The organism is Acinetobacter sp. MF4642 (genome assembly GCF_002018925.1).
In the GTDB taxonomy this organism is placed as follows: Bacteria; Pseudomonadota; Gammaproteobacteria; order Pseudomonadales; family Moraxellaceae; genus Acinetobacter; species Acinetobacter johnsonii.
The window spans coordinates 38,732-57,074 of sequence record NZ_MVON01000017.1; the positions used below are offsets into that span (position 1 = coordinate 38,732).

The 18,343-nt window shown below is 42.2% G+C and carries 18 protein-coding genes and 4 tRNA genes; 9 read left to right on the top strand and 13 right to left on the bottom strand.

Annotation, left to right across the window (positions count from 1 at the left end; genetic code table 11):
• Positions 1-22: 22 nt before the first annotated feature.
• Genes MF4642_RS10500 through rnr form a run of 3 tightly spaced genes read right to left on the bottom strand, consistent with a single transcriptional unit; the run spans position 23 to position 5,494 of the window.
• Positions 23-2,065, bottom strand: coding sequence for a M3 family metallopeptidase (locus MF4642_RS10500; protein ID WP_171262516.1), 2,043 nt, complete (start codon positions 2,063-2,065; stop codon positions 23-25).
• Positions 2,066-2,117: 52 nt separating this feature from the next.
• Positions 2,118-2,999 (bottom strand): VanW family protein, encoded by an 882-nt coding sequence (locus MF4642_RS10505; RefSeq protein WP_078426177.1) that lies wholly within the window; start codon positions 2,997-2,999, stop codon positions 2,118-2,120.
• Between the two features lie 56 nt (positions 3,000-3,055).
• Positions 3,056-5,494 (bottom strand): ribonuclease R, encoded by a 2,439-nt coding sequence (rnr, locus tag MF4642_RS10510; RefSeq protein WP_193791714.1) that lies wholly within the window; start codon positions 5,492-5,494, stop codon positions 3,056-3,058.
• A 264-nt stretch (positions 5,495-5,758) separates the two neighbouring features.
• Here rnr and MF4642_RS10515 point away from each other — a divergent pair.
• From MF4642_RS10515 to MF4642_RS10525, 3 genes are all read left to right on the top strand, one after another.
• Positions 5,759-5,848: transfer RNA gene (locus tag MF4642_RS10515), tRNA-Ser, on the top strand.
• A 14-nt stretch (positions 5,849-5,862) separates the two neighbouring features.
• Positions 5,863-5,939, top strand: a tRNA-Arg gene (locus MF4642_RS10520).
• 48 nt (positions 5,940-5,987) lie between these two features.
• Positions 5,988-6,064, top strand: a tRNA-Arg gene (locus MF4642_RS10525).
• Between the two features lie 65 nt (positions 6,065-6,129).
• Here MF4642_RS10525 and MF4642_RS10530 read toward each other — a convergent pair.
• Positions 6,130-6,810 (bottom strand): hypothetical protein, encoded by a 681-nt coding sequence (locus MF4642_RS10530; RefSeq protein WP_227518537.1) that lies wholly within the window; start codon positions 6,808-6,810, stop codon positions 6,130-6,132.
• A 245-nt stretch (positions 6,811-7,055) separates the two neighbouring features.
• Here MF4642_RS10530 and MF4642_RS10535 point away from each other — a divergent pair.
• The 3 genes from MF4642_RS10535 (at position 7,056) to MF4642_RS10545 (ending at position 8,587) form a co-directional block, all read left to right on the top strand.
• Positions 7,056-7,132: transfer RNA gene (locus MF4642_RS10535), tRNA-Arg, on the top strand.
• Between the two features lie 270 nt (positions 7,133-7,402).
• Entirely contained in the window at positions 7,403-7,900 is a 498-nt protein-coding gene (locus MF4642_RS10540; RefSeq protein WP_078426179.1) for a YcxB family protein, read from the top strand.
• Between the two features lie 42 nt (positions 7,901-7,942).
• A complete protein-coding gene (locus MF4642_RS10545) occupies positions 7,943-8,587 on the top strand; it encodes a fumarylacetoacetate hydrolase family protein (RefSeq protein ID WP_005401263.1) in 645 nt (214 codons plus the stop codon).
• Positions 8,588-8,647: 60 nt separating this feature from the next.
• On the opposite strand, the gene MF4642_RS10550 is transcribed toward MF4642_RS10545, so the two are convergent.
• Complete coding sequence (locus tag MF4642_RS10550) at positions 8,648-9,454, bottom strand: AraC family transcriptional regulator (protein WP_078426180.1); 807 nt, start codon at positions 9,452-9,454, stop codon at positions 8,648-8,650.
• 104 nt (positions 9,455-9,558) lie between these two features.
• Here MF4642_RS10550 and MF4642_RS10555 point away from each other — a divergent pair, with 104 nt between their 5' ends.
• On the top strand, positions 9,559-10,494 hold the full coding sequence (locus tag MF4642_RS10555) for a DMT family transporter (RefSeq protein ID WP_078426181.1): 936 nt from the start codon (positions 9,559-9,561) through the stop codon (positions 10,492-10,494).
• 111 nt (positions 10,495-10,605) lie between these two features.
• Here the strand turns inward: MF4642_RS10555 and MF4642_RS10560 are convergent, their stop codons facing one another.
• Positions 10,606-11,856 (bottom strand): YihY family inner membrane protein, encoded by a 1,251-nt coding sequence (locus MF4642_RS10560; RefSeq protein ID WP_004691249.1) that lies wholly within the window; start codon positions 11,854-11,856, stop codon positions 10,606-10,608.
• Positions 11,857-11,971: 115 nt separating this feature from the next.
• Between MF4642_RS10560 and wrbA the strand changes: the two genes are divergently transcribed.
• Positions 11,972-12,565 (top strand): NAD(P)H:quinone oxidoreductase, encoded by a 594-nt coding sequence (wrbA, locus tag MF4642_RS10565; protein ID WP_078426182.1) that lies wholly within the window; start codon positions 11,972-11,974, stop codon positions 12,563-12,565.
• Between the two features lie 64 nt (positions 12,566-12,629).
• Here wrbA and MF4642_RS10570 read toward each other — a convergent pair whose 3' ends face one another.
• The 6 genes from MF4642_RS10570 to MF4642_RS10590 form a co-directional block, all read right to left on the bottom strand.
• A complete protein-coding gene (locus MF4642_RS10570; RefSeq protein WP_078426183.1) occupies positions 12,630-12,983 on the bottom strand; it encodes a DNA-directed RNA polymerase subunit P in 354 nt (117 codons plus the stop codon).
• A 211-nt stretch (positions 12,984-13,194) separates the two neighbouring features.
• Positions 13,195-13,596, bottom strand: a complete 402-nt coding sequence (locus MF4642_RS17185; RefSeq protein ID WP_227518538.1) for a GGDEF domain-containing protein — start codon at positions 13,594-13,596, stop codon at positions 13,195-13,197.
• An 18-nt stretch (positions 13,597-13,614) separates the two neighbouring features.
• The gene (locus MF4642_RS17190; protein ID WP_227518539.1) at positions 13,615-14,247 is read right to left on the bottom strand and encodes a GAF domain-containing protein; all 633 of its coding nucleotides are present in this window, start codon (positions 14,245-14,247) and stop codon (positions 13,615-13,617) included.
• Positions 14,248-14,525: 278 nt separating this feature from the next.
• Positions 14,526-15,101, bottom strand: a complete 576-nt coding sequence (locus tag MF4642_RS10580; protein WP_078426184.1) for a xanthine phosphoribosyltransferase — start codon at positions 15,099-15,101, stop codon at positions 14,526-14,528.
• Positions 15,102-15,191: 90 nt separating this feature from the next.
• On the bottom strand, positions 15,192-15,902 hold the full coding sequence (locus MF4642_RS10585; RefSeq protein WP_078426185.1) for a DUF3108 domain-containing protein: 711 nt from the start codon (positions 15,900-15,902) through the stop codon (positions 15,192-15,194).
• A 155-nt stretch (positions 15,903-16,057) separates the two neighbouring features.
• The gene (locus MF4642_RS10590; protein ID WP_078426186.1) at positions 16,058-16,735 is read right to left on the bottom strand and encodes a hypothetical protein; all 678 of its coding nucleotides are present in this window, start codon (positions 16,733-16,735) and stop codon (positions 16,058-16,060) included.
• Positions 16,736-16,995: 260 nt separating this feature from the next.
• Between MF4642_RS10590 and MF4642_RS10595 the strand changes: the two genes are divergently transcribed.
• Positions 16,996-17,853, top strand: coding sequence for an energy transducer TonB (locus tag MF4642_RS10595; protein WP_004691238.1), 858 nt, complete (start codon positions 16,996-16,998; stop codon positions 17,851-17,853).
• A gap of 45 nt (positions 17,854-17,898) precedes the next feature.
• Here the strand turns inward: MF4642_RS10595 and MF4642_RS10600 are convergent, their stop codons facing one another.
• Positions 17,899-18,309 carry a hypothetical protein gene (locus MF4642_RS10600; protein WP_005401251.1) on the bottom strand — a complete coding sequence of 137 codons (411 nt, stop codon included), beginning with the start codon at positions 18,307-18,309 and terminating at the stop codon, positions 17,899-17,901.
• Positions 18,310-18,343 lie beyond the last annotated feature (34 nt).

Sequence of the window (18,343 nt, forward strand, 5' to 3'; positions counted from 1 at the left end):
GGCGCCTAGTTTACTCACTTTTTTAGCGGTTCGTCCAACCTTGATGACGAAGTAAAGCATCTATTTTTGGCTCGCGCCCACGGAAATTGATAAATGCATCAAGCGCTGTATCTTTTCCGCCAACTGCTAGAATAAACTGGCGAAATTCTTTTCCAGTGGCAGTATTAAAAATCCCTTCATTTTCGAAACGATCGAAGGCATCACTGGCCAAAACTTCCGCCCATTTATAAGAATAATAACCCGCTGCATAGCCGCCTGCGAAAATATGGCTGAAGCTATGTTGGAAGCGGTTATAAGGAGTAGTCTCTAAAACAGCGTATTGTGCACGGATGTCATTTAAGGTGGATTGGATCTGATCTGCTTTCAAAGCAGGGGCTGCTTTATGAATGCTGAGATCGAACAGGGCAAACTCAATTTGACGTAAACTTTGCATGCCAGATTGGAAGAAACGCGCGTCCAGCAAGGCTTTCAGTAGACTTTCTGGTAAGGTTTCTTGGGTCTCAATATGTGCACTGAGCAGGTCTAAGCTTTCGGTATCCCATGCCCAAAACTCCATGAATTGGCTTGGTAACTCTACCGCATCCCATGCCACGCCGTGTGTCCCCGCAACCGCAATATTGTCGACTTCTGTCAACATATGATGTAAACCATGTCCAAATTCATGGAACAATGTGATCACTTCATCATGTGTCAGTAGCGCTGCTTGATCTCCCACTGGTGGCGTAAAGTTACACACCATATAGCAAATCGGTTTTTGTAGGCCGTGCGTTGTTTGGGTGCGAGAGCGGAAACCACTCATCCATGCGCCACCACGTTTGCCCTGACGTGCATAGAGGTCAAAGTAGAATCCACCGACCACTGCGCCTTGATCTTCTAGTTCAAAATAGCGTGCATCTGGGTGCCAAACGGGGGCTTCACGCTCCACAATTTGAATCCCATAAAGACGATTCACAATGCTAAATAAGCCCTGCAAAATCTTGGGTGCAGGGAAGTAGGGCTTGAGTGCTTCTTGAGATAAATTGAACTGTTGGACTTTCAATTTTTCCGAATAATACGTGCTGTCCCACGGTTTTAAATCCTCAATGCCATCTTCAGCTGCAATGGCTTTCAGCTCCGCCACTTCTTTGAGCGCAGGGGCACGTGAATGTTCAGCCAAATCACGTAAGAACTGATCTACCGTTGCTACATTTGGCGCCATTTTGCTGGCCAATGAAAGCTCGGCATAATTATTGAAACCTAACAGTGCAGCCATTTCCAGACGTAGGCTTAAGATTTCTTCCATCACTGCGGTGTTATCAAACTCAGCGTGTTCAGACTGATCTGATGCACGTGTGGTATAGGCACGATACAGTTCTTCGCGTAAAGGACGGTTTTCCGCGTAGGTCATAATTGCCAGATACGACGGGAAGTCTAAAGTGGCAACGGGTTGATCCAGTTCGCGCTGCTGACCATATTGTTTTAATAGCTCTACACTGCTTTGTGGTAAGCCTGCCAGTTCGTGGTCCGCTAAAGGTTTGAAATAGGCTTGTGTTGCATCAAGAACATGGTTGGAAAAGTCTGAAGACAGTTGTGATAAACGTGCCGAAATTTCTGCATAACGTTTTTTGGCTTCACCTTCTAAAGCCACCCCTGACAGTTTGAAGTCGCGCAGTGCAAGTTTAATCGCACTTTGTTGGGCTTCAGGGAGGTGATCAAATTGCGCAGCATCATGAATGTGTTGATAGGTTTGATACAGCGCTGTGTGTTGACCTAACTCGGTATAGTATTCACTTAAACTTGGTAATAGTGACTGGTATACCTCACGAGTTTCAGCATTGTTCATCACTGCATTGAGGTGGGACAGCACACCCCATGCTTCACTCATATTATTTTCTAAATGATCAACTTGTTCTAAGACCGCAAGCTGTGCCTGAATCGATTCAGGGACTTCGCTCAGGTCTTTTAAGAAATGTTGACCCTGTTGAATGGCTTGTTCGATCTGCTGTTGGAGTTGTACTAAGGTGATTTGATCAAACGGTGGAACAGGCAAGGTTGCTTTTTCTAATGTCATGCGTTTAAGCCAAATTAAATGTTCAGTTATCACTAGATGTAAGGGTGATGCCGTGGGAAATCAAGTTTTAATTGGTTTTGATGTTTTGCACCGCTTGAAATTCAGCCCATGAAGGGTAGTGCTGATCAATGCGTGAGGGCTGATAAAGCACTTTGGCAAAGTTACGGGTCATGCATTCAGTTGCTAAGATTTCACCGCTTTTATATTTTTCTTTACGGTGTCGCCAAATTTCGTTTTGTCGGTAGTAATCCGTCCCGATTTTAAGGAAGGCATGCTGTTGTTCAAATACATGATAGACATAGCCTAAATCGACTGAACAACGCAGTTCACCTTCTAAACATTTCTCACTAAACCACAGCCGAATTTGAAAACTATGTGGGGTGGGGTTGTAAAATTGATAATCGATATAGTTATAAAAAATTGCAGCGCCACTCCCAAATGGAAGTACACGGCCATGATCTGGGAACGGGTCAAAGGAATGCTGTGAACGTTGTACCACTTGTAGCGGGCTATGTAAGACAAGCCAGTGAATGAGATTGGCAATTTGGCAAATCCCGCCACCAATACCACCGCGTGCTTGACCAAAGCTGAGTTCCATTCCCTCGACATAGCCTTTTTGAGTTGTTGGTTGTCCCACCAACTGACAAAAAGAAAAAGTTTGTTGTGGATGGATTAAAATCCCAGAAATACACGGACTGGCAATTTTAAGATTGATGACTTTATTGTGTTGCCAGTGCTGATCGCTGTCGCCTAATTTACGAATCAGAACGGACTGATGCTTTTTGACGCGGAAAGCCAAAGGGACGTCAGAAAATGAATGGGCATAGTCTTTCCCATCTGTTTTCCACTGCCAATAGCGCATCATACGTCGACTACGCGTGGCCATGAAGTAAAGCAGGGGATGATATTGGCTGATGGGTTTGCTTAAAAATAAACGCAAAAAATTCATATTGGCCCTATGAAAAAAGGTGCTAGGGCATGAAGCCCTAGCACCTTTTACATCATTTACTCAGTTTTCGTTTTTGCGTTGGATTTTTTCTTTTTAGGTTTCGACTTTTTCTTCACTTTATCTTTAACCTTTGTTTCAGACTTTGATGAAGATTTTTTACTAGGCTTTTTGCTGTAGGAGCTAGGTTGGGATTTATCTTTTTTGCGTCGTATGGGCTGGTCTCCGCTGTTACTGGGAGAGGCGTTTGTCGACTCGCTGAAGACTTCTTCTTTACTTTCGCTTCGTGCTGTTTTGGCTTTACCAACACGGGGTGCTCGACTACGTATGGGCCGACCACCATGTGAGAGTTGCTGCAATAATTCAAAATCAATTTTGCGGTCTTCTAAATTCACTGCTGCAACTTTGATTTTCACTTCATCGCCCAAGCTAAAGCTTTGACCACGTGCTTGCCCAATCAAGCTCTGACTTGGTTGGTCATAGACAAAGTAATCATCGCCCAGTTGGCTGACATGGATCATGCCGTCAACATATAAGTCTTTGAGTGTCACAAACAGACCAAATTCTGCTACTGCAGAAATGGTGCCGACAAACTCTTCACCCAAATGCTGCTGCATATAATGACATTTCAACCATGTGGTGACAGAGCGAGATGCTTCATCTGCACGACGTTCAGTCGCTGAGAAATGTTGACCAGCATCATCTAGCGCAGCCCCTGAAAGAGGTGCCGGTTTATGTTTTAACTTGGCTTTAATGGCACGGTGTAATAACAAGTCTGGGTAACGACGAATTGGAGAAGTGAAGTGCGTATAGGCTTCATATGCCAAACCAAAGTGACCTGCGTTATTCGCGCCGTAGTAGGCTTGCATCATCGAACGTAACAGCACGGCATGGATACTTGGGGCATCAATACGGTCTTTGGTTGCATCAATCACGGCTTGGTAGTCTTTCTGAGTCGGCTGTTCTGGGAACGGTAGACCGAGCAGTTTGACAAAGTCGCGTACTTTTTGAATACGTGAAAACTCAGGTGGTTCATGAATACGGTATAACATTGGCACATCATGTTGTAGTGCATATTCAGCCGCTGCCACATTTGCCAACAACATACATTCTTCAATCAGTTTATGCGCATCATTACGCGTACGCGGTAAAATTTCCTTAATGCCGCCCAGCTCATCAAAGGTCATGTAAGTTTCAACAGTTTCAAATTCCATGGCATGACGTTCAGCACGTAAACCTTTGAGGACTTGATAGAGTTGGAACAGGGTGTTCAAGGATTTGCGAACATCACGGTCTTCAGGAATGGCACTGCTGTCGCCTTCAAAGTACTGGGCAACATTGGTATAGGTTAAACGTGCCTTTGAGTGCATCACAGACGGGTAGAACTCAAACTTGGTGACGCGACCGGCACGTGACAGGTTTAAATCACAGACCATACATAGACGGTCTACATGCGGATTGAGTGAACATAAGCCATTCGAAAGAGCTTCAGGCAACATCGGTAAAACAAAGTGAGGGAAATACACCGATGTACCCCGTTCTTGAGCTTCATCATCTAGTGGTTTGCCAGAACGGACATAGTGACTGACATCTGCAATGGCCACCACCACACGGTAACCGCCGCCTGGACGTTTTTCTGCATAGACCGCGTCATCGAAGTCGCGTGCATCTTCACCATCAATAGTGACTAAGGCTAAATCTCGTAGGTCAATACGACCTTCACGGTCCTGCGCTGAAGGCTCTTTAAAGCTTTCTGCTTCTTTAATAACTTCTTCTGGGAACTCATATGGCAAACCAAACTCTAAAATGGTTTGCGGAATAATAATTTCAGTGTCGGCCTTGTCTGCCATCGATTGCACAATATGACCTGTCGCCAACTCATCTTTGGTTGGGTAGTCATCAATTGCGACACGAACCGAATCGCCCACTTTGACTTGTGCGTGTTCGATTAATTCTTTTTCTAAAGTAATCGGTTGGTGCGCATTCGGATTTGCTGGCTGAATAAAGTATTCACCATCATGTATTGATACTTTACCAATAATTTGCTTCACACGGTGTTGCACTACCTCAGTAATAAAGCCCCAAGCTTTACCTTTGCGGTCTACTGAGGTTTGACGCACTTTAACACGGTCACCATTAAACACTTGGCGCAGTTCGCGTTCAGGTAGAAGTAAGTCTTCATGACCTGCAATATTGGCCGTGCCAAAGCCTTTACTGTTGATGTAAACCGTTGCTTCATGTTCAGGTTGCTCTTCGGCAATTTGAAACTTGAAGCCATCTTTCATCAGTTGACCATCACGAACCATCGCAATTAAGCGATGGCTGAGCGCTTCAATGCTTTTTTGATCTGCAATTTCAAAAATTTCGACCAAGTCCGCATGCGATAAAGCCGTCTTTTTTTCTTCGATGGTTTCTAAAATGAGCGTGCGGCTTGGAATAGGGTTGTCATAACGTTCAGCTTCAGCTTTTGCTTCAGGATCGACCCAATTTTTCATAATGTCTTTGGCTGTATGTCAGTAGATAGGATTAGCATAAGTCATGCGAAGACAGACTGCACGCAAATGATTGCAATATTGTGTTTTATGTCGGCAATTTAGAATATCTGCTGTTTTATTCAACATGCAGATGTAGAGAAAAGAATAAATTCTGCTGAATCCGCTCTAAATTGTTTAAAAAGTATTTAATTGAACAGAAATATGCAAAAAATTGAGTGTCTGTGCTTGCAGTGCTAGCATGAAGTTTGTATTATGGCCGCACGTTACGGTGAGATGGGTGAGTGGCTGAAACCACATCCCTGCTAAGGATGCGTACGGGTAACTGTACCGAGGGTTCGAATCCCTCTCTCACCGCCAACTTTACTTATATCGCGCTCATAGCTCAGCTGGATAGAGCACTTGGCTACGAACTAAGGGGTCGGGAGTTCGAATCTCTCTGAGCGCACCAATAAGTAAACTGTATGTAACGTATCGCCTGAATTGGCACACAAGTAATGCGCTCATAGCTCAGCTGGATAGAGCACTTGGCTACGAACTAAGGGGTCGGGAGTTCGAATCTCTCTGAGCGCACCAACTTGAAAAATCAACCGCACATGTTGCGGTTTTTTTGTGTCTGATCGTTTTATATTTGAAAAATATTAATTTCTCAAGAATGTAATTAATGTGATTGCAATTAAATAGCAGTAACACATACAGATTGCGATAATAATAGTTTTATTGATCTTTTTTTGCATTTTAATATTTTGAGGAATGCTATCGGAAATCTGAAAAGATGCCACAGATCCGAAGAATAAATAACTTATAAATATGAGTATGAGTGAAATCCATAAACTATTTTTTTTATTAGAAATAGAGTTTTGATCATCTGGAGGTGTAGTTAAATAATTAAATGTTTGTTGGCGATTGTTTTGATCTATGAAAATGATGTCTTTTAAATGTAGTGAAGTATATCGCCCTGTCCGTTTATGTATTTGAGCATAAAATAGTACACTTTCAACTTTTATTTCAGATGAATAAGCTAATTTACAGATATTTTTTAGTTTGTTAGTGCAAAGTTGAGAATAAAATACGTCACCATTCTGGCTTATATATAGGCTTTGACTATTATCTCGAAATTTTGACACGGTAAAAAAATAGTTTGAAGTCATATGCCTTTCAAATACGTGCCATTCGTTTGAGTGTAAGCTTTCAATATATCGAACTTGATTTTTTATTGTTTTAATAGAATAGCCAATGACGATGAGCAGGATAAGTACAGATGCTATTGCTGGTCCAATTTTACTCATGTTTAAAGTTGATTGATCTACTTGATTTGGCATTTGTATCTTAAATTAATTTTATGTAATTCTTCTATTTGATTATAAAGAATCTCATACTAGTTGTGGTTGCTGTTTGTGAATTTGCACTAATTTTTAATGTATTGAGTGAATGTTGTAATTATTTATATATTTTTTAGCGACTTAATCTGATTTATGTACGATTAATAAACATTTGATGGTTTGTTACTACAAAATGACTTATCAAAATGAAATAAACCATATACAATGCACCCGATCAAGACGTCGCGCTCATAGCTCAGCTGGATAGAGCACTTGGCTACGAACTAAGGGGTCGGGAGTTCGAATCTCTCTGAGCGCACCAACTTGATCAATATTGAAAAAACCGCACATGTTGCGGTTTTTTTGTTCCTGAACTTTCTGTTCAGTAGAAATCCATAGCATGGATAGATTTTTTGCCGTAGTTATTCAGTTGTTTCTTACATCTCAGTTTTATAATGCGGTTCTGATATCGGTATGGCCTCGGCTTAAGTGGATAGCCAGCTAATCAACATCGATCTGCTAAAGTCCTAAAAAAATGACCGATTGTGTTGTAGTATTGAGCACAATATTTTTAGCTATTTGATATGACCCTATGTCAGAGAACAAGCCTGCATTATCGACACGTTATTTCCTCACTTTAGAAGAATCCCAAGATGGCTTTGCCTTAGCGACTTTTGGTAAAAAGCAAATGACGCGTTTTATCACGCCGTTGATTAGTGTCGGGATTATTGTGTGGGGCTTTATGCTCGGCTTTTCAGGCGTCGGTCGCTACTATGTGGCATTGGGTATATTTTTCTTGGTTTTACAAATTCTCATGCGCTATTGGTTCCTGCCGATGATGTTTAAGCGCCAATTTGTGAAATATCAGTTTGGTAAAAGTGAGCAAGGCATCGATTTATACCAAGATTATGCGGAAATTTATGCCAATGGTCGCAAGCAAGTGGTCCATTATAATGAAGTGCAAAAGTTTGCCAGTGGCAAGCTAACCTATATGCTTGAGCTGAAAAACCGTACTGTGGTGATTGTGCCTAAGCGTGCGTTGGTCGATAGTGCGGATCAAGCAAAATTTGAAAATACTTTCAAAAAATAAGCATTTTGTTCCATAACACCATCAAAAAATCAGAGGAAGATCATGAGTACACGTCCATCTAAAATTGTCTGTGTCGGTCGTAGTTATGCAGACCATGCCAAAGAATTAGGCAATGCGATTCCTGATCGTCCGGTTTTATTTATCAAACCGCCGAGCAGTTTGCTCAGTTTAGATGCAGGCATCTCTTGGAATCCTGCATGGGGTAGCTGCCATTATGAATGTGAACTGGTTTTACGCATTGACCATCGCCTAAGCAAAGCAACCGATCCAGCTCAAGCTCTGCAAGCAGTGGGAGCTGTGACTTTAGGTTTGGACTTAACCTTACGTGACTTACAAGATGATTTGAAAACCAAAGGCCAGCCTTGGGAGCGTGCCAAAGCCTTTGATGGTTCGTGTGTGTTGGCAGACTGGGTTGCTGTTTCCGATGTGGTACAGGACTGGGATGATGTGCACTACAGTTTTCATGTCAATGATGAGCTGCGCCAAGCGGGCAACACTGCACACTTAATTTTTGACATTGGCACCTTGTTGGCCGACATTAGCCAAGTCTTCACTTTGGAAGCGGGCGATGTAGTCATGACAGGTACACCTGCTGGGGTTGCTGCACTACAGGCGGGTGAGCAGTTGAAAATGACTCTAAAAGGCAAAAACCAAGACTATTCTTGGAATACCTTTGTTAAAGCTTAATTTACAGGCTTTCAAACCCCATCATTCAAAAAGATCACTTCGGTGATCTTTTTTTTAGCGTTATTGGTGGCTATGGTACAGTTTGCGGAACTGATCGGGGGTATACACCATCCAGCGTTTAAACATATTAATAAAGGCCGATGCATTGGCATAGCCAAAATCCAGCGCGATACTTTCGACTTTTTTTCCTTCTGTCAGCATGCTCATGGCTTTCATGACTTTTAAACGCTGTCGCCATTCATTCAAGGACATGCCAAGTTCTTTTTGACTATAACGTGCCAGTGTGCGTTCAGTCATATTGTGCTGTACTGCCAGTTGTTGCAAAGAACTGTTGTCCGCAGGGTGCAGATGTAAAAAATCTAAAATGCTTTTCAGGGTAGGGTGTTCAGAGTGCGGTAAATAGCTGCTGACCAATTCTGCATGATGTAATTGGTCAAGCAAGACATAGAGTAAGCGCATGTGCTCAGGTGAATCATCTGGCAGACTATGTTGTCTCAAATGTTTGAATAGTGCCGAGACCAAAGGTGAGCTGAGCATAATACCCGCTTGTTGAGGCAGATGAGTGCATAAGCTTTCATGGATATACAAGGTGCCATGCGAAACATCGGTACGATTTAAGCTGCTATGGGCTACATTGGGTGGAAGCCAAATACCATAAGGTGGCGGGGTAAGGTAGTCAATCTGGTTGATATTCACTTCCATCACACCATTAAAGGCGTATACAAATTCGCCCCATGCATGTCCATGCACAGGATAAACCGACTGCGCGGGGTCTTCGCGAAAGCTGATCCACAATAATTTATCAATATGATCATTGGTCGGTAATTGTTTGAGTGGCACGCTCTTTTTTTGTTGTCGTTGGGGCATGGCTGAAATTGCCTGAATAAGAAGATCTCTTGTCTGTTTTAAATTATATGTTTTATTTCAGACAAATCTATAGTGAGCTTTGATCTTTTTCAGTGGAGCAGGTCGTGAGTAGTCGTCAAGCGCTGGACAGTAAAGCTTCAGGGATTATGTTTGGGCTGTGTATTTTGTGGGGATTGCAACAAGTGGTGTTAAAGCTTGCTGCCCCCGATATTTCTGCAGTGATGCAAATTGCACTTCGCTCAGGTCTCTCTGCGTTGATGGTTTACCCCATGATCAAGCTGGCAAAGGGCACATCTTTATGGGGGCGAGACTACTTAGCCGCAGGAATTTTAGTTGGGCTTTTATTTGCAGCAGAATTTTTTCTGGTCGCTCAAGCTTTACGTTTTACCTCCGCGGCGCATACCGTGGTTTTGCTGTATACCGCGCCTATTTTTGTAGCATTGGGTTTGCACTGGAAATTACCCTCTGAACGTTTATCGCTCATTCAGTGGTTGGGCATTGCATGTGCATTTTTCGGGATCGTGATTGCATTTTTATTTCGTCCTGCAGCTTCACAAGCGGCTGCAAGTTCTGCACTTTGGGGCGATGCTTTAGCACTCTTAGCAGGGGGGTTGTGGGCCGCCACGACCATTGCAGTTCGGCTGACGAAACTAGCAGAAGCACCAGCGACCCAAACTTTGTTTTATCAGCTCTTTATCGCTTTCTTGGTGTTATTGCCTGTGGCTTTCTTCATGGGACAGGCGACGATTCACTGGTCTGTATTATCCCTTACAAGTTTGCTTTTCCATACCGTTGTCGTGTCATTTGCCAGTTATCTGATTTGGTTTTGGCTGTTGAAAAAATATTTGGCATCGCAGTTGGGTGTCTTTTCTTTTTTGACCCCAATCTTTGGGATGTGTTTTGGTGTGGTGTTACTCAATGAACAGTTGGAACTCAACTTTTTGGTAGGTACATGCTTTGTGTTGATGGGTGTGATGGTGGTGAGTTTGCATCACAAAATTAAGCAGTATGCACAAGCCTTTAAAATGGCTTTACAGTAAATACTGAGTTGGCTTGAATCTGCCTTAAATTCAGGGTGAAGGTTGAACTTAGATTGCTTTGATTCAACATATTAAAAAACGTGTCTTGGACACGTTTTTTAATATGAAGTCTTAAGATTTATCATCAAAAATTGTAGACAGCGGAATGGCGAGTTTGGCCGCCAAGTAATCATCCGACTCAACTAACGCTGGGCCAATTTTCTGCATCCAGACATCATCAGGATGGACATTACCCAAATCTTTACGCTTTGGTAAAGGGTAAGGAAGTTTGCTGTAAAAACTCCAAAAATCGACTTGAGATAAATTACGTACCAGCACATATTGGTTGTCATCGGTACGTTTGACTAAGTTTTGCTGTTCAAGCATAAACACGTAACTCGGCCAACGTCCCAATTCATCTCGCCCTAATACATCCAACGCTTCATCATCAGAGACACTGAGTCCTTGCTGTTGCTTTTTATAAAACAGCTCCAGCAAATCTAACAGCATAATGACAGGGTGCCTTTTTTGCTCTTTATGGGAGGTAAATGCGGTCAGGGCATAACTAATTTCGACCCCAATCAGGACAATATTCCACGACAGAAAGATCCACAACAGGAAAATGGGAATCGCAGCAAATGCACCATAGATAATTTCATAACTGGTGAAGTTCGACATAACGAAGCCGAACAAATTTTTCAGAAGTTCAAACACGACGGCACTAAATAAACCTGCAATCAAAGCCGATTTAATCGGGACACTGCGGTTTGGAATGGTCCAATTCAGAATAAAAAAACCGACGACGGTTAAGCAGAATGAAATCAGCCACAGGACAAATGCGCCATCAAGCTCATAGCCTGCAAAATTATTGCTCAGAACATTGAGCGAAGCCATCGTCGACGAAATAACAAAAGCACTACCGAGTAGAATAGGGCCCAAAGAAATAATGGTCCAATAGCGCATAAAGCCAATAATGCCACCGCGAGTCTCACGAACGCGCCAAATTCGGTTAAAGACTGTTTCAATACTGGTTAGCATCATGACGGTGGTGACGAATAAAAATAAGATCCCGATAATGGTTAAATTACTGGATTTATCGGTAAACGCATTTAAGGCCTTGTCAAAAGCAATCGTGGTTTTCGGTAAAAAATTACTATAGATCAGTTGTTGTAATTGCTGCCGTGCAGGTTCAAGCGCTTTAATTGAGGAAATGATCACCAAAAAAACGGTTAGCATCGGAACGACGGCAAACAGGGTGGTATAGGTTAGTGAACCCGCTTGTTCACGACATCGATCGGCCTCAAAGCGTCGCAGTACAAATAAAACGAACTGAAACCAAGTTTTCTCATAGAAAGGAAGTTTTCTTAAGTACTGTTCTAACATAGGCAAAGTATCTCTTTTGTTTTCTTCATCTTTTCTACATTTTTCACCCTAAGCTTAACCAAAAAATAGGAAAAATACCGTATAGTTTTATTTTTTCTGTCACCGAACTCTATTCATGCAAACCTATGTTTTAGTTTTATATTACAGCAAATATGGCAGTACCCGTGAAATGGCGCATCTGATTGCAAATGGAATTGAAGCCAGTGGTGTTGCAGTTAAAATTCGAACAGTGCCAAATATTGCCACTGTGGTGAAGGCAGCAGAGCCGAGTATTCCTGCAGAAGGCGATATTTATTGTAGTTTAGAGGACTTGGCAAACTGTGCTGGTTTGGCGCTAGGTTCACCAACCCGCTTTGGCAACATGGCTTCTGAAATGAAATATTTCCTCGATCAAACCACCAGTCTTTGGCTCAATGGAGCTTTGCATGGCAAGCCAGCTTGTGTGTTTACCTCGTCAGGTTCGATGCATGGCGGCCAAGAAAGTACTTTATTGACCATGCTGCCACCATTGTTTCATCATGGCATGATGATTTTAGGGTTGAACAATGCCATTCCCGCATTGTCACATACTAAAACAGGTGGAACACCGTATGGCGCTAGCCATGTCAGCGGGCCTCGACATGATCAGAGCTTAAGCCAAGATGAAAAAGTGCTGTGCGAAGCTCAAGGTAAGCGTCTTGGGGAAGTTGTGAAGAAACTACAAGCCTAGAACATTGAGACATGAAAAAAGCCCATCAATGATGGGCTTTTTATTATTGGGCTGGCGTCAGATGCTACTCTTTGAATTTTGTACCGCACTTGAGACATTTATAGTCAAGAAATACATTTTTATCGACAATCACACCCGCTTTTTTACCAAAACGATGTCCTAAAAAACCACCTGTCACACCAATACTGACCGCACCGACAAAAGTGCCAATGGTGCCACCCATAATCACCCCAAGAGGTCCAGCCGCTGCACCGATCGCTGCACCAATAGAGGCCCCAGATGCTGCACCACCGACGGTACCAGCGGTTGCACCTGCCGAACTGAGCAATACGCCCCCTATTTTAGTCAGTTGTTGCTCGTGATTGCGTTTTTCAACATCACTAGAGCCACATTTTGGGCAGAGAATTGTATTTTCCATAGTCTATTGGCCTATTCGGGATACCAGTGATTGAAGCTGGCAGCCGTTTTACGGTGTGGATGACACGTTGCGCAGAACAACCGTGTTTTGCGCTTTAATTTGAAAGATCTAAACAACTGAATCTAGAGTAAATCTTAGTTGAACTTGCAGCAATAATATTTATTAAACTTGTAATTTCTTGAGTAGTTTATGCTGTGTTTTTAAATATGGTTTAGTTGGCAAAGTGAATTCGGTTTCTTCCTGCTTGCTTGGCACAGTACAAGGCTTTATCTGCACGTTTAAAGACATCCTCTGCATCTGCGTCATGTTTGCCGACTTCAGCAACCCCTATACTGACTGTGAAACACAGCACTTCTTGCTCATAATGCACTTCCATGGCTTCAATCGTTGAACAAATGCGTTTAAAGACCCGCATGGCTTCATCACCCAAGCAGGCGGGTAAAATAATCGCAAACTCCTCACCACCGATACGGGCTAAAAAGTCTTCGTCACGCAGTACGCTGCGGATTTTTTTGGTCATCTTTTTCAGCACATGGTCACCTGCGGTATGCCCATAACAGTCATTCAGCTGTTTAAAGTGATCAATATCTAAGATACCTATCGTAAATGGCACGCGAGTATGGCTGAAGTGCTACATGGTTTGATTACTTTCTTGCACAAATTCACGACGGTTAAAAGTTCCCGTAAGCTCGTCTGTAGATGCTAAGACCGCCATTTCTTGCACTTGTAAATGTAATTTAATGTTTAAAGCTAACCAAGTGGCGAGACTCTGTAAAAGAATTGCTTGTTGTAGGGTGTAGTGATGTTTACGTTGATCTGCCACGTTTAAGGTACCAATACACACGCCATTGTGAATCATGGGTGCATCCATACAGGTTTCCATCCCATGCTCAGAAAGCATTCTACAATCCAGCTCATCAGACTGACTTAAATCATCACAAATGATCAGCTTTGCACAGGCAAAGACGCGTCCGACAAAAGTCTGCCCAATCGGAATTTTAAAATCCATCAGAATCGCATGATTGCCTGAGATCGAATACAGCTTGAGATATTCTTCAGTATCTTGCAGGGTAATACTGGCCCGATCCGCATCAAACACGTGAGAAATCCAGTAAGCAATGGTATCTAAAACAGCTTGTAAGGAGTCTGCTTTACTCAAGTCGTGAATGAAGTCTACAGGGAGTTGAATGGAGTGTACGCCATCAAATCCAGATAATTGGCTTGGGGTAAATGATCGTTCAGTTAATTGTTTCTTATTTATCATTCAATACGGTATCTCTATAAAATAGTATCCAGTTTAGTCTTTATTGGTTTTGCTCTTAGAAAGTGGACATTACCTTTTAGATTTGATCATGCTATATAAATCGCGTTTCTCCAACTTCAGTGTGTAATTAAATTGAAAAAAAAAACGATATATTTTTACTTTAAATTAAAAATAACCTACAGCGCAAATGGGGCATTTACATGTGGATGACCCGCGGGTCATCTGAGTGACAAAAAAAGAGCACCTGAAGTGCTCTTTTTTGCAGTTAAACGCCGTGATTAGTCACGAACAAATTCAACTGTGCCATTTGCCAATGACTTTACGCGTGCCAAAGATTCAACGCGGTAGCCTTTTCCAAGCAAAATGTCACGACCAGGTTGGAATGATTTTTCAATCACAATACCGACACCAACAACTTCTGCTTTCGCTTGGTGAATTAAGTCAATCAGACCCAAGGCTGCTTGACCATTGGCCAAGAAGTCATCAATCACGAGGGCTTTGTCAGCTGAACTGATGTGCTTATTTGAAATTGCAATCGTGCTTTCCGTTTGCTTGGTAAACGAAAAGACTTTTGAGCGGTAAAGGTCATCTTTTAAGGTTAAAGATTGGTATTTACGCGCAAAAATAACGGGCACGCCCAGTTCTAAACCTGCCATGATTGCAGGTGCGATACCTGATGCTTCAATCGTGATGATTTTAGTGATGCCTGCATCTTTAAAACGAGCAGCAAATTCTTTACCGATTAATTGCATCATAACCGGATCAATTTGGTGGTTTAAGAAAGCATCAACTTTCAGAACTTCATCAGATAGAACGATACCTTCGCTTAAGATTTTCTGTTCTAGTGCGTACACGGGAGAATCCTCTAGGGGCAGGTGCTTTTTCAAGCAAAAGCGTATTTTAGGAAGCACCTGAAAAAATGCAAGTAAAATTCGTCAAAATGACTAATTGCTTGCACCTTTATAACCCGTTAATAGCAATCCATAGGATGTTTTCTTATCCACATGGCTGACTTTGACTGGAAGGTAGTCCAATTTAGGTGCTAACCAGAAAATGGTTTCGCGGCCAGGTTTGTCATGTTTCATGACCACTTTAATGGTGTCAAAGGTGCCATAATCGGTTTTGATTGACTCAGAACCCTGTTTTACAAATTTACGTGCTTCTACTTCTTTGGCATCGGCCAAATAATAAGTCGATTTTAAACCGCCATTTTTGATGTCTTCCCGAAGCTGTAATTCAGCATTCAGTTCATCCAGTACGCCAGCTTTCCAAGCGAAAGAACGCGCTTCTTTGTCTTTCTTAGTATTGATGGTTTTTGCCGCTGGATTGAAGTTAATACTCATGGTGTTGTTATGCACCAAAATTTTACTACTACGGCTAAAACTGCTGGACTGAATTTGCTTACCATTAAAACTAAAGCGACTGCTTTCGGTTGCAGAGGCGATACCACCAGCTTTGGCTGCAAAGACATAGTTCCAGTTATTGCCCGATTTCGATAACGTACGTGTCGCTGAGCCCATGTTTTTGCCATTGTAGTTAAATTGATAACTGGCTTGGAATGGACTCATGGCAAAGGTTTGACTGGAGAAACCGACAAAGAGCAAGGTGCTGACACCTGTTGCCATTGCGACTGTTTTCAACATTGATTTAGCCATAAGAAAAAGTTTCCTATTCAGTTGTAGGCACAAATTTTTTGCATAGAAATATTATGCACGTTGATTATGAAGAAAAAATTCGAAACATAGGGCAAACTGTAGTTTTATGTTTCTTTTACACAGCTTAAGTCACATTTTAGTCGCAGCATCCCGAGTTATTTTTGTCGAATTGGCGAGACCGTGCTTTCGTCTAGATTGGGTTCAATCAAGTCATCGATAGAGGTTTGCGAAAACTTATTGAACAATGCCGTTAAGTTGACATTACCGATCACTACCAATTCTGCTTCACGCAATACGGCATGATTGACATGGACTTTACCTAAGGTATCGATAATAGAACGATTTTTTCCTAACCAGCGATTCAGATCCAAATGCAGTAGATCATCTTTGACTTTAATCACATTCAGTTTTTCTAAAATCATGCCTAAGGGGTCTTGGTTCAGGACTTTTTGATAAAAGAATAGAGCACAGCGCACTCCCATTTTATGAAAAATCGTCGGGTATTCAGCATCCAGTACACTGGTGTCACTGATTTGCTCAAATACGATCAACTGTGTTTTTTTATTTAATTCCATTTGTGCCAGTTTCAAATCTACCGAGAGAGTGAGTTTGAGTCCGTTATAGTCGAGCGTGGCATATAAACGTAACCAATCATCATGTAAGTCAGCATGCAGGTCTTTCAACATTCTCACGTTGTCGGTCACAAAACGTTGAAAAGTGGCATTTAAAAAGACTTGAGACATTGGAAACTCGCGCTCATCCTCAATAAATCCTTCCGCCTTTTGATAAACTTGGCGTAAACGATTTGAAATGTTGGAAATAAGCGTTTGCATAAGAGGTGTCCTAGCTAATCAACGTGTTTGAGCGATCAGATCTCTGGTCGAAATGTTTGAAAAATACTGCTCATGAACCTTGCAGTTTAGCAAAATTAATTGCACCATTTTCATGATTTTACGAAACAGTGAATCTAAAGGGCACAAGGTCTCATTCTACGCAATAAAATGAAGACTGTGTCTATTTTATACTGCGCGCATGCGCTTTGGGGAACAAGACAAATTGTCGGTTTGGTGTGATGCTTAGAAAAATAAATGTAATGCCTTTGGCTCATGATTGGTGGAAAGACCCAATTTTTACAGCGACCGTCGTACTGGCGGTATTTTTGCATCTCGTGATTTTGACTTTGCAATTTGCTATGCCTCAAGAAAATGATGCGGCAGTGAAAGAAATTGCTGTCACTTTACGCCCTTCTGATAAAAAAATTGAAAATGCAGATTTTTTAGCGCAAGCCGATCAACAAGGTTCAGGGACCTTTCGTGAATCACATCGTATGTCGAGTGACATGCCCGCACCGATGCTTGAGCAAAGTACAGGCGAACAGCAGCGTGAAACTTTAGAGCAGATCCAACAAAAACGTGAACTGAATTTTGAAGAAAAACTGTTGATGACGACTTTAAGTTGGCAAAAACAAGCTGAGGATAATCAGCGCAAAAAAGCCATGGAAGAAATGAACAGTCAGTTTCAAGCCAAAGCAGCAATGGTGGCCAGCCTTGAAGCGCAATATTTACAACGCCAACAAAACTTTAGTCGTCAGCAAAAAATTAAAACAGTCGATGGTATTCAAGCCAAGCAAGATATTTCGGCCGCCTATCTTGAAAAGTTCCGTCAGAAAGTGGAGTTTTATGGCAACCGTTACTATCCAGAAGCAGCTAAACAGCAGCGGCTGGCGGGTGAAGTGCGTTTAATGGTGATTCTAAATGCATCAGGAGGCATCCGTGCTATTCGCCTGATTGATAGTTCAGGTCATGAGATGCTCGATGAGGCGGCAAAAGCATCGGTACGTAAGGCTGCACCATTTGGTGGATTTGATGCCAAAATGAAGGATATTTCTGAGTTACGCATTGTGCGTACATGGCGTTTTGACCCAGCAGAGGCAGAGTTTGAAGTGCACTGAGCTGTTCACTTTTAAGTGTACTTTGATGATTTTGCTTACTTCGGATTATTGGGTTGCGCGTACATAGGCACCGTCTTGACGTCCACCGATCCAAGTCACAGTTAAATGAGACTCTTCCACATCTAGGCGGGTAGGAAAAATTTCTAAGTGCTTGCTATATTTCGGTAATGCTTTTAAACCAATGCAGTTGCCATTTTTCCACCATGTCCCTTCAGCATATTGGTCTAAAGAGCCGACAGCTAAGTACCATTTAAATTTACCGTTGTTCTCTAGTAAAAGTTCGGAACCGACCTCCATAACACCCTGCAAATAATAATGTCCAGCCCAGACCTGATCTGCGTCTTGAAACTTCACTTCTTGACAAGATGTTTGATTTTCATCATTGCTCTTGGCATAAAGTGGCATGGTGCAGGATAGGGCGATAATGCAGAGTAGTTTTGAAATCGATGTATGCATTTTTATAATCTCTTCATCTATTTTTTCATCTTGC

Bases quoted from the DNA above. Each gene is read 5' to 3' on its own strand.
- MF4642_RS10505 (WP_078426177.1), bottom strand. From the start codon at position 2,999: ATGAATTTTTTGCGTTTATTTTTAAGCAAACCCATCAGCCAATATCAT.
- MF4642_RS10530 (WP_227518537.1), bottom strand. From the start codon at position 6,810: ATGCCAAATCAAGTAGATCAATCAACTTTAAACATGAGTAAAATTGGA.
- MF4642_RS10540 (WP_078426179.1), top strand. From the start codon at position 7,403: ATGTCAGAGAACAAGCCTGCATTATCGACACGTTATTTCCTCACTTTA.
- MF4642_RS10545 (WP_005401263.1), top strand. From the start codon at position 7,943: ATGAGTACACGTCCATCTAAAATTGTCTGTGTCGGTCGTAGTTATGCA.
- MF4642_RS10550 (WP_078426180.1), bottom strand. From the start codon at position 9,454: ATGCCCCAACGACAACAAAAAAAGAGCGTGCCACTCAAACAATTACCG.
- MF4642_RS10560 (WP_004691249.1), bottom strand. From the start codon at position 11,856: ATGTTAGAACAGTACTTAAGAAAACTTCCTTTCTATGAGAAAACTTGG.
- wrbA (WP_078426182.1), top strand. From the start codon at position 11,972: ATGCAAACCTATGTTTTAGTTTTATATTACAGCAAATATGGCAGTACC.
- MF4642_RS10570 (WP_078426183.1), bottom strand. From the start codon at position 12,983: ATGGAAAATACAATTCTCTGCCCAAAATGTGGCTCTAGTGATGTTGAA.
- MF4642_RS17190 (WP_227518539.1), bottom strand. From the start codon at position 14,247: ATGATAAATAAGAAACAATTAACTGAACGATCATTTACCCCAAGCCAA.
- MF4642_RS10585 (WP_078426185.1), bottom strand. From the start codon at position 15,902: ATGGCTAAATCAATGTTGAAAACAGTCGCAATGGCAACAGGTGTCAGC.
- MF4642_RS10590 (WP_078426186.1), bottom strand. From the start codon at position 16,735: ATGCAAACGCTTATTTCCAACATTTCAAATCGTTTACGCCAAGTTTAT.
- MF4642_RS10595 (WP_004691238.1), top strand. From the start codon at position 16,996: ATGCCTTTGGCTCATGATTGGTGGAAAGACCCAATTTTTACAGCGACC.
- MF4642_RS10600 (WP_005401251.1), bottom strand. From the start codon at position 18,309: ATGCATACATCGATTTCAAAACTACTCTGCATTATCGCCCTATCCTGC.